This is a genomic window from Phytopseudomonas daroniae, from assembly GCF_004327285.1.
GTDB classification, from domain to species: domain Bacteria; phylum Pseudomonadota; class Gammaproteobacteria; order Pseudomonadales; family Pseudomonadaceae; genus Aquipseudomonas; species Aquipseudomonas daroniae.
In genome coordinates this window covers 169577-185247 of the sequence record NZ_QJUI01000007.1, presented here as the reverse complement: position 1 = coordinate 185247, position 15671 = coordinate 169577, and the positions used below count along the sequence as shown (strand labels likewise).

Below are 15671 nucleotides of genomic sequence, written 5' to 3'. Positions count from 1 at the left end.
TCCTGACGCAAAGTGGTAATTTAATTATCAGTGGTGAACATCTCAATATCATCTAAGGTGTCAGCGATATTTCCTGCTAATGACGGGTATTTCAATTGAGCTTCTTTAAGTGCCTTCCTTGTTATCTCTAGTTCTAATTTTTCATGCCTTCTTGCGATGTGGCCAAGAGCGGCTATAGCAGCGGAGACAATATTTTCATTGAAATTATTTAAATGCTCAATGCAGATGTTTTGTGCCCACACCCAGTCAGTTTCGTTGAGCCCTATAGAGATTAGTGCTGAAATAATTAATTTCGGATCAGCTGTTGAAAGGAATTGGACGGCTTGGTCATGAGACATCGACGGGTCTTGATAAGATAAGCTCATTGCGAAGCTCCTAGAATGTTGCCCTTGGCATCTGTTTTGCCTGATTTAATAAGTGCATTTTTCATGTCTTGATGCAGTTTTTCCCAAGGGCGTACGTGCCCGTGGTAGACATCACCGCCTGTTCTGTCAAAGACCACTATTTCTTTTGTTTGAGGGTCAACACCAATGCGTCTGGGCGATGTTGGTTTTACTTGAACAGAATTATCAAGGGCCTCTTGACCATTCTCTGGCCCCTTACTTTTGACGGCGTTGTCTGTTTTTCCATGATAAGCCGCAGGTTCAAAGGCTAAGCTCACCACCACATACAGCGGTTGTATTCCCGATTCAGCCGGGAAGACCAAGATAAAGTCTTTGTACTCGGGCGGATAAATGGGATTTTCCAGCGCTTTCGCAGCCGTATCCGTTGCGGGGTAAATCCAGATAGGGGGGACTTGCGGCCCTGCTTTCAGGGGTGGGATGCCTAACGCATCTACGGAATCAACTGCAGGCGTCCAGACCAATGTGATTCCACCGCCGAAATCGGCTATCTGCTCCTCGCCCTGGGGCGTGAACTGCACCACGTCGATCATTTCCCAGCCGGTCTTGGCGGCTGTATGAAAGCCGTAGGCTTTGAGGGTGCCGTCAGCTGCTTGTTCGATACGAAACCGCACTCTCGTGCGTGCGCTCGTCGTTCTGCGGAGCTGTTCAGGTGTGTAGAGATCCGAGTTTCCCATTGGGCTGGGCCACATCAAGGCAACCAGCCCAACTAGAGTGCTTGCTATGACACCGCCTGTAATAACCGCCCCAGAAGAGGCTGCCCCACCCGCAACACTCCCCCCGCCTGCTGATCCCGCCACGGCTAGGCCGCGAAGCGATAAACCGCTCAGTCCGGCAATAGACTCGCCAGATAGGCGACTCAGAGGGTAGTCACCATTGGCATTAGCACTGCTGGCAGCCAGCACAGCTGTTTTGCCATAGCGGCTAATGAGTTCAGCGGGAGCCGTGCGTGGATAGTCGATTTGACCGTCGGGCAAGGTGCAGGGCTTTGCAAAGACACAGCCGGCAGGTGGCGCCAACGGTGCTGCTTTCTCGGGTTCTTTCACATCGAGAATAAGTGGACGTGGCGGTTGTTTATCGAAATCTCCGTTGTAGGGAGGGGCAGGTGGCTCCTTTCGCTCATCTCTGTTATTCGGGACGTAGCCACTCATCTGTAAATCTTCCTTGAAAAAGGCGAAATGATACGCCGTGGTAGTGGTCAGTCCATGCGCATTGTCACGCTTTACTGGTCATGCTTAATTTTTCTGTATCCCATGGGAATTTTGCGAATTTGAAGGCCCGTAGGGCGTATTAGCCGAAGGCGTAATCCGCCGACTTAATCAACAATTCGCGAGAAGCCACAGATTACGCTTCGCTAGGCTAGGCCCTCCGATCCATCTACGACGGTTGTTCCGTCTTCTCGTGATCATGGCGGCACCTATTCACACCAACGCAGCCTCACATCAGCCAGTCTTTGACGACCATATGGGTTTTTATTTTGTGCACCCCAGGGAAGTTCTCGATCTCGCCACGTACCTCAGCCAGCCGCTCCATGGAGGATGCCTCGAGGTAGATCAGCATGTCGGTTTCCCCGCTGATGCCGGAGCAGCGACGGACTTCCGGGAACGCGCGCATGCGCTCGACGTACTGCTCACAGCGCCCGCCCGTATAGAACAGTTCCAGATAGGCACGCACCGCAATGGTGGTGGGCTCGGCGATACGGGCGTGATAGCCCTGAATGACCCCGGACGTTTCCAGTTGGCGGATGCGCTCGCTCACCGCGGAGCGTGACAGGTTGACCTGTCGGGCGACCTCGGTGACGGTCAGTCGCGCGTCTGCGCGCAGCAAAGCGATGATGCGTTGATCGAACTTATCCACTTGGCTCTCTGCACCCATCTGCACAAACAAGATGACGGGCATTCCCGCCGTTTCGCCGGTCGTCGCCGACGCTTTGCCAGCAGCCTCCGAAGCGGCGCGGCCTTACCATGGAAGCTTGGCGGATCAGCGCACCACACCTGGTCGCAGCCGTCACGTCAGAACGAGCGAGAGCATACAACATGAGTCGGTTGAACAAGGAATTGGGGCTGCTGCAAGGGGTCGGTCTGTTGTCCACGTCGCTGCTGGGCACCGGAATTTTCGTGATCCCGGCGCTGGCCGCCACGGCAGCCGGCGAGATATCGCTGTGGGCCTGGCTGCTGCTGATCGTGCTGATTCTGCCGATAGCGTTCACCTTCGCCCAGCTCGGTCGCCACTACCCCCATGCCGGCGGCGCGCCGCATCTGATCGGCCGCGCGTTCGGCGGGCGCATGGAGCGCCTGAGCGCCTTTCTGTTCCTGGCGGTTCTGCCAGTAGGATTGCCAGCCGCACTGAATATCGCCAGCGGTTTCTGGCATGCCCTGTTCGAGCTGAGCGACCTGGCGGTTCTGGCCATTCAACTGGTCACCCTGGGCATCATCCTGCTGCTCGGCCAGCGCCCGGCACGCACCTCCGGGAGCGTGCAGATCGCCATCGCCCTGGTCATCGTCGCCACCATCGCGCTGATCTGGTGGAAAGGCGACCTTCCGCACGCCGAACAACCGCTGCTGCCGCCACTGGCGGGCAATTGGCAGTTGTTGCCGGTGGCCCTGGGCGTGATGTTCTGGTGCTTCGTCGGCATCGAGGCCTTCACTCACCTGGGCGAGGAGTTCAGGAACCCGCAACGTGACTTTCCCCTGGCGCTGTTGCTCGGCGTATTGCTCGCCGGCCTGGTGTACTGGGCCTGCTCGGTGGCAGTGCTGAGCTTTCATGCCTACGGCGATACACGTACCGACGCCGCTTCCCTGCCGCGCATGCTCGATCTGCTGCTCGGCGATCAGGCGCGCTGGCTCAGCGCGGGCATCGGCTATCTGGCCTGCTTCGCCTCCATGAACGTATACATCCAGGGCTTCGCACGGCTGATCTGGAGCCTGGCCGACGAAGGCAAGCTGCCGCGCCTGCTGGCCAGCCGCAACGCCAATGGCGTGCCGGCCAGGGCACTGCTGCTGGTGGTGCTCAGTTGCGCGCTGAGCACGACAGTGATCTGGAGCCTGTCGCTGTCGCTGGATCAACTGATCCGCTATGCCAACGGCAACTTCATCGTCATCTACCTGTTCAGCATGGCCGCCGGCTGGGTGCTGCTCAAGGGACTTTGGCGTTGGCTGGCCGGCATCAGCGCCCTGCTCTGCGTCGGCATTCTGCTGATGCTCGGCGGCGATGCGCTGTATGCCATTGGCCTGCTGGGCGTACTGATGCTGCTCGACCGCAGGCGCCAGGCGCGCCGTACCGGCATGCCGCTGGGCGAAAGTGGCTCTCGGGGGTGACTGGTAGCGCTGCATGGCTCTATCCTTGAACGGATTCATCGAAAGGAAGCGCCATGCCACGTGTACTCAAAGACCTGAAAATTATGCTGCTGGCCAATTTCTGGCTGGTTCCGGTACTCGCAGCCCTGGTCGCGGCACTCTTCTACTTCGTGGCGCCGCCGCCGCCCATGCACGCCAGCCTGGCGACGGGCAGCGCCAGCGGTGGCTACCACGCCTTCGGCGAGAAGCTGCGTGACGAGCTGGCCAGGGAGGGATTTACCCTCACGCTGATCAACAGTGAAGGCTCGCGAGACAATCTCGACAAACTGCGTAGCAACGAGGCGCAACTGGCGCTGGTGCAGAGCGGTCAAGAGCTGACCCTGCCCACGCCTGAGCGTGACGAGCTGCTCGGCCTTGGCGTGATGTACCAGGAACCCTTGTGGCTGTTCGTGCGTAGCGCACAGGCAAGCGCCCATTTTCAGGATCTGCTCGACCAGCGAGTCGCCATCGGCACGCCCGGCAGTGGCTCCGGCGCAGTCATCTACGCGCTGCTGGAGGCCAATCGCATCACACCCGATCAGTATCCCGAGAGCTGGCAGGCCATCGGCGGCAAGCGCGCTGCCGATGCACTGATCGCTGGAGAACTGGATGCCGGCTTCTTTCTCGGTCCGGCGGAAAACGCACTGATCCAGCGCCTGGCGAGCGCCCCCAACCTGCACCTGATCGGCCTCGGCCGCAGCGCCGCTTATATGGCCCGCCTGCCTTACCTGAACCGTCTGGAAGTGGGCGAAGGCCTGCTCGACCTGGCCAGCAATACGCCGGATCGCGATATCGTCACCCTGGGCCCTTCCGCCACCCTGCTGGCCAATGGCGAGTTCCACGCCTCGCTAACCCCACTGATTCTCGCCGCCGCCCGCGAAGTGCTGAAGGATGGCAATCTGCTCGACGCCGCCGATCAGTACCCGGCCGCGCCACCACGCACCCTGAAAACCCTCGGCGAAGCCGAGTATTTCTATAAGAACGGCCTGCCGATCCTGCAGCGCTACCTGCCGTTTCGCATCGCCTCCCTGGCCGACCGATACATCATCCTGGCCATTCCGCTGCTGGTGTTGCTGTTCCCACTGATCAAGGCCATCGGCCCGCTGTACCGCTGGCGCATCCGTGCCCGCATCTACCGCTGGTACAAACACCTGCGTGAAATCGACCGGCAGTTGCACGACGGCACCCTGCCTGCCCAGTTGGACGAGGAAATCCAGCGCCTGGAGAGCCTGGAGGCGGAAATGGACAAGATCGATGTGCCCCTGTCCTACTCCAGCGAACTGTACGAACTGCACATGCACCTGCGTTATGTCATCGAGCGGCTGCAGGCATTACGGCAGTCACGGGCGACCACGGCGGCAACAGTCGGGTAAACTTTGCACAACTTCGGCCGCCTTGCAGCGGCCCCATTGCGTTAACGCCTGAAGAGACTCCCATGCCGATCCGTCACTGTATCGTCCACCTGATCGACAAGAAGCCCGACGGCAGCCCTGCCGTATTGCACGCCCGCGACACTGAGCTGGGCACCTCCCAGGCCATCGAGAACATGCTGGCCGACCTCAACGAAAGCTATAACGCCAAGCAGGGCAAAGCCTGGGGCTTTTTCCACAGCGAGTCCGGCGCCTACCCTTTCAGCGGCTGGCTGAAAAATCACCTGGAAGATGGCCAGGATTTCGCCGCGTTCAGCCGTCAGGCCGTGGAACATCTGCAGAAGCTGATGGAAGAATCCAACCTGTCCACCGGCGGCCACGTGCTGTTCGCTCACTACCAGCAAGGCATGACCGACTACCTGGCCATCGCCCTGCTGCACCACAGCGAAGGCGTAGCGGTGAACGATGCACTGGACGTAACCCCGGCCAAGCACCTGGATCTTGGTCAGCTGCATCTGGCCGCGCGGATCAATATTTCCGAATGGCGCAACAACGCCAATTCCAAGCAGTACATCTCCTTCATCAAGGGCAAGAACGGCAAGAAGGTCTCGGAATACTTCCGCGATTTCATCGGTTGCCAGGAAGGCGTCGACTCGCCCAGCGAGACACGCACCCTGCTCAAGGCCTTCAGCGATTTCGTCGAGAGCGAGGATCTGCCCGAGGAACAGGCGCGCGCGAAGACCGACACCCTGGTCGACTACGCCACCAGCCAGAGCAAGATGGGCGAGCCGATGACGCTGGAGGAGCTCTCCGGGCTGATCGACGAAGAGCGCCCCAAGGCGTTCTACGACCATATCCGCAACAAGGATTACGGTCTGTCGCCAGAAATTCCTGCCGATAAGCGCACCCTGAGCCAGTTCCGTCGCTTCACCGGTCGCGCCGAAGGTCTGTCGATCAGCTTCGAGGCCCATCTGCTCGGCTCGAAGATCGAATACGACGAAACGCAAGGCACGCTGATCATCCGCAACCTGCCGACCCAACTGACCGACCAGTTGAAACGCCGCAAGGACTGAGCGACTTGTAGGCAGAGGACTGCACCATGAAAAGGATTTTGCTGATTCTTGCGGTACTGGCGACCTGGCAACACTGGGATCGCATCGAACCGCTGCTGTTCGGTAACAGCGAGCGGGTCGCCGGCCAGGGTGAGGTCATCCTCTACGCCACAAGCTGGTGTGGTTACTGTGCCAAGACCCGGGAGTTTCTCGGCGAACGCGGTATCGCCTACACCGAACTGGACATCGAGAAGTCCAGCGAAGCGCGCCGTGCCTACGACGCCCTCGGTGGCCGTGGCGTTCCAGTTCTCAACGTTAACGGCACGGTGATCCACGGCTATAACCCGCAGGGGATTCTGGCGGCGTACTGAGTTTCAGGATCGAGACGGACAGGTCGCTATAAGGCGGGAGCGGCCGTTCGTAGGGTGGACGACGCTTCACCCGTCCACCGCTCTGCAACCGCAATGGTGGATGAAAAGAGCGTCATCCACCCTACGGGGTGAGCGGCCGCTTACGCCTTGCAGCGGATGGTCACTTCAATGCGTGCGCACGCCATCGCTATCATGCCGCCACTGCCGTGGGCTGACTCCGAACCAGCGTCGGAAGGCGCGCGAGAAGGCGCTGACCTCCGAGTAACCGAGCAACGGCGCCAGGTTGGAGATGGGCAACTGGTGCTGGCGCAGGTAGTGGGTCGCCAGCTCGCAGCGCAGCTTGTCCACCATCGTGGAGAAGTTCAGGCCCTGATCGCGCAACCGCCGCTGCAGTGACCAACTGCTCATGCCCAACTGTTCGGCAGCCTGCTCCAGCACCGGCTCGCCAATCAGCAACTGCTGCCGAATCTGCTCGCGAACGTCATCGGCGATATCCCGTTCGCCGCGACCGCTCAGGTTGCTGAGCTGGCTGAGGGAATCCTGCATCACCAGCAACAACACCGGGTCGCTCTGCGGCATGCTGCGATCCAGACCGCGCTTGGGAATGATCAACGAGTTGAACGGCTGCTCGAAATACACCGGCGCATCGAAGACTTTGCAGTGCTCATGCCATTGCTCCGGGCGCGGATGTTCGAAATGCACCGCCCGTGGCGCCCACTGGTTGCCGAGCACGTGGCGAATCAGATTGAGCGCCATGCCCAGGGTCAACTCCGCGTCCTGACGACGGCAGAGAATGGCGCCGTGGCGCACCTGGTAGTCGAAGCGGTAGCACTCTCCCTCATCCACCAGACGAATCAGGCTGTTGCGCTGGTGCAGGGGAAAGGCACGGGCGAAGTTGATCAGTGCCTGCTCGACAGTCGCCGAACACAGCCCGATATAGCCGAGCAACCCCAGCGCCTGGGGCTTGAACTGTTGCCCGTAGTACAAACCGAAGTTGTCGCAACCGGATTGGCGCGAGGCCTCTTCCAGCACCTGGCAATAATTGGGTAACGCCAGGCTCAGTGTCGGGTGACGCAGGGATTCCGGATCGATACCGGAGACCCCGAGGATGCGATCCGCATCGCCACCGTGCTTTTCGATAAAGCCGCACAGGCCACTGGCTGCAGCCGCCAGGACACCGCTGTTGGTTTGCCCGCCGGGTAGCAACGAAAAACCGGCAGACTGATCGGGCTGGGCAAGAACGGAGCTCATCGGTGCCTCCTTCGTGACAATTTATGTCTGGAAGCAAGAAGCACGCCGTCCCTCACCGGATCGCCGGGATGCGCCCAGCATAGAGTTCTGCGGGTAGCCAGTGAAAACGCGCCTGGCAGCCGAAGCCCCAAAACGAGTCATTCGGAAACACTCGCACCGAAACAGGGCGCACCATTTGACTCACCGCGACACGGCCCAAGCTGTTGTGGAAATTTGACTTTGCAGAACAGCCACTCTCATCCAGCGTCAAGTCGGCCACATGAATTCGTCTCATAGTTCAGGCGAGTGCGGGCATGCAGCCCGCTCACCCTTAGAACTACAAAAAACAGTCGTTGGGAGAATTTTCATGATCTATGCCAAACCAGGTACCGCAGGCGCCGTCGTCACCCTCAAGCCGCACTACGGCAACTACATCGGTGGCGAGTTCGTCGCGCCGGTAGGCGGCCAGTACTTCACCAACACCAGTCCGGTGGATGCCTCGGTGATCGGCGAATTCCCCCGTTCCGACGCCAAGGACATCGACAAGGCCCTGGACGCTGCCCATGCCGCCGCCGATGCCTGGGGCAAGACGTCGGTACAGGATCGCGCGCTGATCCTGCTGAAGATCGCCGACCGCATCGAAGCCAACCTCGAACTGCTCGCCGTGGCGGAAACCTGGGACAACGGCAAGGCCGTGCGCGAGACGCTCAATGCCGACGTGCCGCTGGCCGCCGACCACTTCCGTTATTTCGCCGGCTGCATCCGCGCTCAAGAAGGCAGTGCTGCGGAGATCAACGAACACACCGCCTCCTATCACTTCCACGAACCGCTGGGTGTGGTCGGGCAGATCATTCCCTGGAACTTCCCGCTGCTGATGGCCGCCTGGAAGCTGGCGCCGGCCCTGGCGGCCGGCAACTGCGTGGTGCTCAAGCCCGCCGAGCAGACGCCGCTGTCGATCACTCTGTTCGCCGAAGTGGTCGGCGATCTGCTGCCGCCGGGCGTGCTCAACATCGTCCAGGGCTACGGCCGTGAAGCCGGCGAGGCACTGGCCACCAGCACGCGTATCGCCAAGATCGCCTTTACCGGTTCCACCCCGGTCGGCTCGCACATCATGAAGTGCGCGGCCGCCAACATCATTCCGAGCACCGTGGAGCTGGGCGGCAAGTCACCGAACGTGTTCTTCGAAGACATCATGCAGGCCGAACCGGCCTTTATCGAAAAGGCTGCCGAAGGCCTGGTGCTGGCCTTCTTCAACCAGGGCGAGGTGTGTACCTGCCCGTCCCGGGCGCTGGTGCAGGAGTCGATCTTCGAGCCGTTCATGGTCGAGGTGATGAAGAAGATCAAGGCCATCAAGCGCGGCAACCCGCTGGACACCGAGACCATGGTCGGCGCCCAGGCCTCGCAGCAGCAGTACGACAAGATCCTCAGCTACCTGGAGATCGCTCAGCAGGAAGGGGCCGAGCTGCTCACCGGCGGCGCCACGGAAAAACTCGAGGGCGACCTGGCCAGCGGTTATTACATCCAGCCGACCCTGCTCAAGGGCAGCAACAAGATGCGCGTGTTCCAGGAGGAGATCTTCGGCCCGGTGGTCGGCGTGACCACCTTCAAGGACGAAGCCGAAGCCCTGGCCATCGCCAACGACACCGAGTTCGGCCTGGGCGCCGGCGTGTGGACGCGCGACATCAACCGCGCCTACCGCATGGGCCGCGGCATCAAGGCCGGCCGCGTATGGACCAACTGCTATCACCTGTATCCGGCGCACGCGGCCTTTGGCGGCTACAAGAAGTCCGGGGTCGGGCGCGAAACCCACAAGATGATGCTCGACCACTATCAGCAGACCAAGAACCTGTTGATCAGCTACGACATCAATCCTTTGGGCTTCTTCTGATCTTCCATAGACAGCCACCCCATAAAAACAATGCCCCCGATGCTGCACTGCCACGGGGCGTGAAGGAGTCTTGAAATGTCCAAAGAGACACTGACCACACCCTCTCAGGGTGGTGTGGAAACCGAAGTCGTCAGCGCCGAGTACTTTGCCAACCGGCAATTGAAGCAAGGCGCTGCAGGCTGGATCCTGTTGATCGGCCTCGGCGTTGCCTACGTGATTTCCGGCGATTACGCCGGCTGGAACTTCGGCCTGGCCCAGGGCGGCTGGGGCGGCATGTTCATCGCCACACTGCTGATGGCGACCATGTACCTGTGCATGTGCTTCTCGCTGGCCGAACTGTCCTCGATGATTCCTACCGCAGGTGGCGGCTATGGTTTCACCCGCACCGCCTTCGGCCCCTGGGGCGGCTTCCTCACCGGCACGGCGATCCTCATCGAATACGCCATTGCCCCTGCGGCCATCGCCTGTTTTATCGGCGCCTACTGCGAGTCACTGTTCGGCATCGGCGGCTGGATCATCTACCTGGTGTTCTACGTGGTGTTCATCGGCATTCACATCCTCGGAGCCGGTGAGGCACTGAAACTGATGTTCGTGATCACCGCGGTCGCGGCCATTGCCCTGGGCGTATACATCGTCGCCATGGTGCCGCACTTCCAGGTCGCCAACCTGTTCGACATCCCCGCTACCGAGGCGACTGGCGCCAGCGCCTTCCTGCCGTTCGGCTACCTGGGCATCTGGGCCGCGCTGCCTTACGCGATCTGGTTCTTCCTGGCGGTCGAAGGCGTGCCACTGGCTGCCGAAGAAACCAAGGATCCGAAACGCGACCTGCCCCGCGGCCTGATTGGCGCGATGCTGGTGCTGCTGACCTTCGCCGGACTGATCCTGCTGGTCGGCCCGGGTGCGGCCGGCGCTCAATCTCTGATCGCCTCCGGTAACCCGCTGGTGGAATCGCTGGTCAAGGTCTACGGCGGCTCCACCTGGATGAGCCAGTTCGTCAACCTGGTCGGCCTGGCTGGCCTGATCGCCAGCTTCTTCTCGATCATCTATGCCTATTCGCGGCAGATTTTCGCCCTGTCGCGCGCTGGCTACCTGCCACGCGGCCTGTCGCTGACCAACCGCAACAAGGCGCCGGTCATGGCACTGATCGTGCCTGGCATCATCGGCTTCGGCCTGTCACTGAGCGGCCAGGGCGACCTGCTGATTCTGGTGGCGGTATTCGGTGCGACGCTTTCCTATGTACTGATGATGGCCGCACACGTCACCCTGCGCGTACGCCGCCCGGACATGCCACGTCCCTACCGCACGCCCGGCGGCGCACTGACGTCGTCGGTGGCTCTGGTGCTGGCAGCGGTAGCGCTGATCGCCGGCTTCCTGGTCGACCCGAGGGTCGTGATCGGCGCGGCAGTCATCTACGCTCTGTTCATCGCCTACTTCGCCTTGTACAGCCGTCACCATCTGGTGTCCGGCACGCCGGAGGAAGAGTTCGCCGCCATTCAGGCTGCCGAACGCTCCCTGCGTTGATTGACCCCGAGTGGCCGCCTCGGCAGCCACTCGACAATGAGGGCACCTTTAAAAACGTAGGCGAGGCAGTCAGCGTAAGGCGAAAACAGGCGAGGAAGCGGAGTGTACTTTTGTACATGAGCATTCTGATCGGACTCGCGCACGAGCCTGTTTTCAACGCAGCGATGACAACGCAGGTAGTTTTTAGAGGTGCCCGGGAGAACTGATATGGCTCGCTTCACCCATACCATCGCCAACATGACCTGGAGTTTCGATAGCCTGCGCGAGCTGATGGCCAAGGCCAGCCCGGCGCGCTCCGGCGACTACCTGGCGGAGGTCGCCGCGCAAAGCGATGCCGAACGCGCCGCAGCGCAGATGGCCCTGGCCAACGTGCCGCTCAAGCATTTCCTGCAGGAAGCGTTGATTCCTTACGAAAAGGACGAAGTCACCCGGCTGATCATCGACACCTTTGATGCCACCGCCTTCGCTCCGGTCAGCCACCTCACGGTCGGCGGCCTGCGCGACTGGCTGCTCGGCGACGATGCCGACGAAGCCAGCCTGAGCGCCCTGGCGCCGGGGCTGACCCCGGAGATGGTTGCCGCCGTCTCGAAGATCATGCGCGTGCAGGATCTGGTGCTGGTGGCCCAGAAGACCCGGGTGGTCACTCGTTTTCGCAACACCATGGGCCTACGCGGGCGCATGTCCACACGGCTGCAGCCCAACCATCCCACCGATGATCCGGCCGGCATCGCCGCCAGCATCCTCGATGGCCTGCTCTATGGTAACGGCGATGCGATGATCGGCATCAACCCGGCCACCGACAGCGCAAGTTCGATCCGCGCCCTGCTGGATATGCTCGACGCGATCATCCAGCGCTATGAAATTCCCACCCAGTCCTGCGTGCTGACCCACGTCACCAGCTCCATCGCCGCCATCGAGCGCGGCGCGCCGCTGGATCTGGTGTTCCAGTCGATCGCCGGCACCGAGGCGGCCAATGCCAGTTTCGGGGTCAGCCTCAAGGTACTGCAGGAAGGTTACGACGCCGGCCTGAGCCTGAAACGCGGCACCCTGGGCAACAACCTGATGTACTTCGAAACCGGCCAGGGCAGTGCCCTGTCGGCCAACGCCCACCACGACGTCGATCAGCAGACCTGCGAAACCCGCGCCTACGCCGTGGCCCGGCACTTCAACCCGTTCCTGGTCAACACAGTGGTCGGTTTCATCGGCCCCGAGTACCTGTACAACGGCAAGCAGATCATCCGCGCCGGCCTGGAGGATCACTTCTGCGGCAAGCTGCTCGGCGTGCCCATGGGCTGCGACATCTGCTACACCAACCATGCCGAAGCCGATCAGGACGACATGGACATGCTGCTGACCCTGCTCGGCACCGCCGGCATCAACTTCATCATGGGCATTCCCGGCTCCGACGACGTGATGCTCAACTACCAGACCACCTCGTTCCACGATGCCCTCTACGCGCGCAAGGTACTTGGCCTGCACGTCGCTCCAGAATTCGAGCAGTGGCTGGCGCGCATGGGCATCTTCCAGCAGCAGGGTGGTCAATTACGCATGGGCGACGAGTTGCCGCCAGCATTCCGCCAGGCCCTGGCGCAACTGGCTTGAGAGGTCGTCATGGCAGACAAATCCCCCGCTACCGAAAACCCCTGGCAGCAATTGCGGCAACTGACCCCCGCCCGTATCGCCCTGGGCCGGGCGGGCACCAGTTTGCCGACCGCCGCGCAGTTGGACTTCCAGTTCGCCCACGCTCAGGCCCGCGATGCCGTGCACCTGCCGTTCGACCACCAAGGTCTGCGCGAGGAGCTGCAGGGCCGCGGGCTCGATACCTTGCTGGTGCAGAGCGCTGCGGCGGATCGACATATCTACCTGCAGCGCCCGGATCTGGGCCGACGCCTCAACGAGGCGTCCGCAGGCGCGCTGGATGAATATGCAGCAGAAAAGGGCCGTGGTTACGACCTGGCCATCGTCATCGCCGATGGCCTGTCGTCACTGGCCGTGCGCCGCCACAGCCTGCCGTTTCTGGAACGGTTGCTCGATCAGATCGGCGAGGAAGGCTGGACACTGGCGCCCATCACCCTGGTCGAACAGGGCCGGGTCGCAGTGGCGGACGAAGTGGGCGAACGCCTGGGGGCGAAGATGACGGTGATCCTGATCGGCGAACGCCCTGGCCTCAGTTCCCCCGACAGCCTGGGCCTGTACTTCACTTTCGCGCCGCGGGTCGGCCTCAACGATGCCTACCGCAACTGCATCTCCAACGTGCGTCTGGAAGGCCTGAGCTACGGCATGGCGACCTTCCGACTCATGTACCTGATGCGTGAAGCCTGTCGGCGTCAGCTATCGGGCGTCGACCTGAAGGACGAAGCCGAAGTGCCGACCCTGGAAAACGCCGGGCCGGGCAACTTCCTGCTACCGGACAACAGCTGAGTCGATCTTCAGCACGCTTCGATACGAAACCCCAGCCGCGGGAAGTGCACGTGCACGACCCCGGCGCGGGGATCCTCGCGGCGCAGAATCAGCTCTTCCACGCCGGCGAACAGCAGTTCGCCTTCCACGGCATCCACACCGTAGTCGATGGCGGAAATCGCCACGGCCTGACCGCTGACGAAGCCATTGGGGTCACTGAACGCCTCCTCCGGCAAGGGCGCCGGAGCGGCCTCACGTGCCACCGTGATGGCGTCCTCGCTGCTCAACGGCTCAGGCTTGCCGTGCCCACGTGCGAGCACCCGATCCAGCCAGGCCGCGACGGCCGGGTAGCCATCGACCAGCGGCGAGGTCACCGGCGTTGCGCGCAGGAACCACAGCGGGTGAGCCATGGCGATATCGGCCAGGCTCGCCTCGCCAAACAGGAAGTCACCGCCGCCAGCGTCCAACTGGGCCTGCAGGCGTGCCATGAATGCCGGCCACTGGTGCTTGGCCTGCTCGGCCGGCAAACGGCTGGCCTGGCCACCGGTGAACAGCTTGGCGCGGTCGGCGATGAAGGCCTGGATGAACTCCGGGGGAGCCTTGGCGAACCGCACGGCAATGGACTCCGGCTGGAACACCAGGCTGACCGCATGCTGGAACACCACGGAATCGGCCCATTGGGCGAAGGCGGCGATGGCGAACGCCTGGGTATCCGGCAGTAGCGCCGGCTGTGCCTGGTGCGCTTCCAGGCGGCGGGCGATCAATGCGGTGTCGCAGTAGATGTCGGCGCCGATCTGCAGCACTGGCGTCTTGCGGTAGCCGCCAGTCAGGGCAGTGAGATCCGGCTTGGGCATCACCGGCGGAATCTGCACCGAACGCCAGGCAAGGTCTTTGAAGCCCAGCAACAGACGCGCCTTCTCGGCGAAGGGCGATGTGGGGTAATGGTGCAGGATCAGCTCAGGCATGGCAGGCCTCCAGTAACGGAATCAGGCCTGCAGCTTACGCTGAAGACAAATCGAGGCCCAGCTACTCAGGCTATTGGTGATGGCTGCTCATCAGGGAGGTGCATCAGGCTACCGGTGGCAACCAGCGCCTCCTTGGCCCCTTTGCCCAGCCGCTTGATCGCTCGCTCGCGGCGCAGGGCATCGCCCTTGCCGGCACAGCTTTCGCTGTAGACCAAGGCCACCGCCGGGCTGGAAAAGAAGAAGCGTGCGCCTTTGCCACTCTGGTGCTGGGCGAAGCGGCGCTGCGGATCGTCGCTGATGCCGCAGTAGAGCGCGCCATTGGCGGCGCGCACCAGGTAGACGAACCAGGCTTTATCCTGGCTGATGCTCATTGCGCGTACCGAACGGCGTCAGGCGAGCCATTCGCGGGCAGAGCGCCACACGCACATGCCGACGAAATAGGCCGAAGACAGGCCCCACAGCACCAGCAGCCATAGCGGTTGTGCCGGAAACTGCAGGATCAGCAAGGCACAGGCGAACATCCAGACCATGGTCACGGCGATGTTCAGCGGCATGAACTGCTTGACCCGGAACGGGTGCAGGAACTTCATGCGGGTCAGCGTCAGCGCGGCCAGCACCATGATGACGAGGAAGGTCACCCACGGCTCGAAGTCGAGCAGGTAGAGGTACACCACCACCACGTTCCATGCCGCCGGGAAGCCGACGAAGTAGTTGTCCTTGCTCTTCATGTTGACATTGCAGAAGCAGAACAGCGACGACAGCAGGATGATGCCGACGGACAACAGCAACGTGTATTCAGGCAGCGGGATGAAGCGATAGACGAAGATCGCCGGGATGAATACGTAGGTGAGGTAATCGATCACCAGGTCGAGGGTCGAGCCGTCGAAATGCGGCAGCACCACCTTGACGTCGTACTTGCGCGCCAGGGTACCGTCCAGACCATCGACCAGCAGTGCCAACCCCAGCCACAGCAGGCAGTTTTCCGCACGCCCCTCGATCAGGGCAAGCAAGGCCAGCATGCCAAGGATCACCCCGCTGGCGGTTACCGCGTGCACGCTCCATGCCTTGGCTTTACTGGGTGATAGCGACATAACACTCATGATCGAAATTCTCTGGCGGACGGGCTTACATTCAACGA

The 15671-nt window shown here is 61.5% G+C and carries 15 protein-coding genes; 8 read left to right on the top strand and 7 right to left on the bottom strand.

The features are described from left to right. Positions 1 to 20: 20 nt before the first annotated feature. The 3 genes from DNK06_RS09880 to DNK06_RS09870 form a co-directional block, all read right to left on the bottom strand. Entirely contained in the window at positions 21 to 365 is a 345-nt protein-coding gene (locus DNK06_RS09880) for a hypothetical protein (RefSeq protein ID WP_131179858.1), read from the bottom strand. Then, the gene (locus tag DNK06_RS09875) at positions 362 to 1552 is read right to left on the bottom strand and encodes an S-type pyocin domain-containing protein (protein ID WP_131179857.1); all 1191 of its coding nucleotides are present in this window, start codon (positions 1550 to 1552) and stop codon (positions 362 to 364) included. The genes DNK06_RS09880 and DNK06_RS09875 overlap by 4 nt, the downstream gene beginning before the upstream one ends. Before the next feature lie 286 nt (positions 1553 to 1838). Further along, positions 1839 to 2258, bottom strand: a complete 420-nt coding sequence (locus tag DNK06_RS09870; protein ID WP_131179856.1) for an Lrp/AsnC family transcriptional regulator — start codon at positions 2256 to 2258, stop codon at positions 1839 to 1841. Positions 2259 to 2437: 179 nt separating this feature from the next. Between DNK06_RS09870 and yjeH the strand changes: the two genes are divergently transcribed. From yjeH to DNK06_RS09850, 4 genes are all read left to right on the top strand, one after another. Then, positions 2438 to 3718, top strand: coding sequence for an L-methionine/branched-chain amino acid transporter (yjeH, locus tag DNK06_RS09865; protein WP_131179855.1), 1281 nt, complete (start codon positions 2438 to 2440; stop codon positions 3716 to 3718). Between the two features lie 53 nt (positions 3719 to 3771). Beyond that, positions 3772 to 5109 carry a TAXI family TRAP transporter solute-binding subunit gene (locus DNK06_RS09860; protein WP_131179854.1) on the top strand — a complete coding sequence of 446 codons (1338 nt, stop codon included), beginning with the start codon at positions 3772 to 3774 and terminating at the stop codon, positions 5107 to 5109. Positions 5110 to 5171: 62 nt separating this feature from the next. After that, positions 5172 to 6179: a nucleoid-associated protein YejK gene (yejK, locus tag DNK06_RS09855; RefSeq protein ID WP_131179853.1), complete on the top strand. Its 1008-nt coding sequence runs from the start codon at positions 5172 to 5174 to the stop codon at positions 6177 to 6179. 26 nt (positions 6180 to 6205) lie between these two features. Next, on the top strand, positions 6206 to 6529 hold the full coding sequence (locus DNK06_RS09850) for a glutaredoxin family protein (RefSeq protein WP_131179852.1): 324 nt from the start codon (positions 6206 to 6208) through the stop codon (positions 6527 to 6529). A 165-nt stretch (positions 6530 to 6694) separates the two neighbouring features. Here the strand turns inward: DNK06_RS09850 and qhpR are convergent, their stop codons facing one another. Then, entirely contained in the window at positions 6695 to 7780 is a 1086-nt protein-coding gene (qhpR, locus tag DNK06_RS09845; protein ID WP_131179851.1) for an AraC-like transcriptional regulator QhpR, read from the bottom strand. Between the two features lie 346 nt (positions 7781 to 8126). Here qhpR and exaC point away from each other — a divergent pair, with 346 nt between their 5' ends. From exaC to eutC, 4 genes are all read left to right on the top strand, one after another. After that, positions 8127 to 9647, top strand: coding sequence for an acetaldehyde dehydrogenase ExaC (exaC, locus tag DNK06_RS09840; protein ID WP_131179850.1), 1521 nt, complete (start codon positions 8127 to 8129; stop codon positions 9645 to 9647). Between the two features lie 75 nt (positions 9648 to 9722). Then, positions 9723 to 11168, top strand: a complete 1446-nt coding sequence (gene eat / locus DNK06_RS09835; protein WP_131179849.1) for an ethanolamine permease — start codon at positions 9723 to 9725, stop codon at positions 11166 to 11168. Positions 11169 to 11375: 207 nt separating this feature from the next. Next, complete coding sequence (locus DNK06_RS09830; protein ID WP_131179848.1) at positions 11376 to 12770, top strand: ethanolamine ammonia-lyase subunit EutB; 1395 nt, start codon at positions 11376 to 11378, stop codon at positions 12768 to 12770. A 9-nt stretch (positions 12771 to 12779) separates the two neighbouring features. Beyond that, positions 12780 to 13589, top strand: coding sequence for an ethanolamine ammonia-lyase subunit EutC (eutC, locus tag DNK06_RS09825; protein ID WP_131179847.1), 810 nt, complete (start codon positions 12780 to 12782; stop codon positions 13587 to 13589). Positions 13590 to 13597: 8 nt separating this feature from the next. Here eutC and DNK06_RS09820 read toward each other — a convergent pair whose 3' ends face one another. The 3 genes from DNK06_RS09820 to pcsA all read right to left on the bottom strand — a co-directional run bounded on the left by DNK06_RS09820 (position 13598) and on the right by pcsA (position 15633). Continuing rightward, the gene (locus DNK06_RS09820; protein ID WP_131179846.1) at positions 13598 to 14533 is read right to left on the bottom strand and encodes a glutathione S-transferase family protein; all 936 of its coding nucleotides are present in this window, start codon (positions 14531 to 14533) and stop codon (positions 13598 to 13600) included. 65 nt (positions 14534 to 14598) lie between these two features. After that, positions 14599 to 14904: a GIY-YIG nuclease family protein gene (locus tag DNK06_RS09815; protein WP_131179845.1), complete on the bottom strand. Its 306-nt coding sequence runs from the start codon at positions 14902 to 14904 to the stop codon at positions 14599 to 14601. 18 nt (positions 14905 to 14922) lie between these two features. Beyond that, a complete protein-coding gene (pcsA, locus tag DNK06_RS09810; RefSeq protein ID WP_131179844.1) occupies positions 14923 to 15633 on the bottom strand; it encodes a phosphatidylcholine synthase in 711 nt (236 codons plus the stop codon). Positions 15634 to 15671 lie beyond the last annotated feature (38 nt).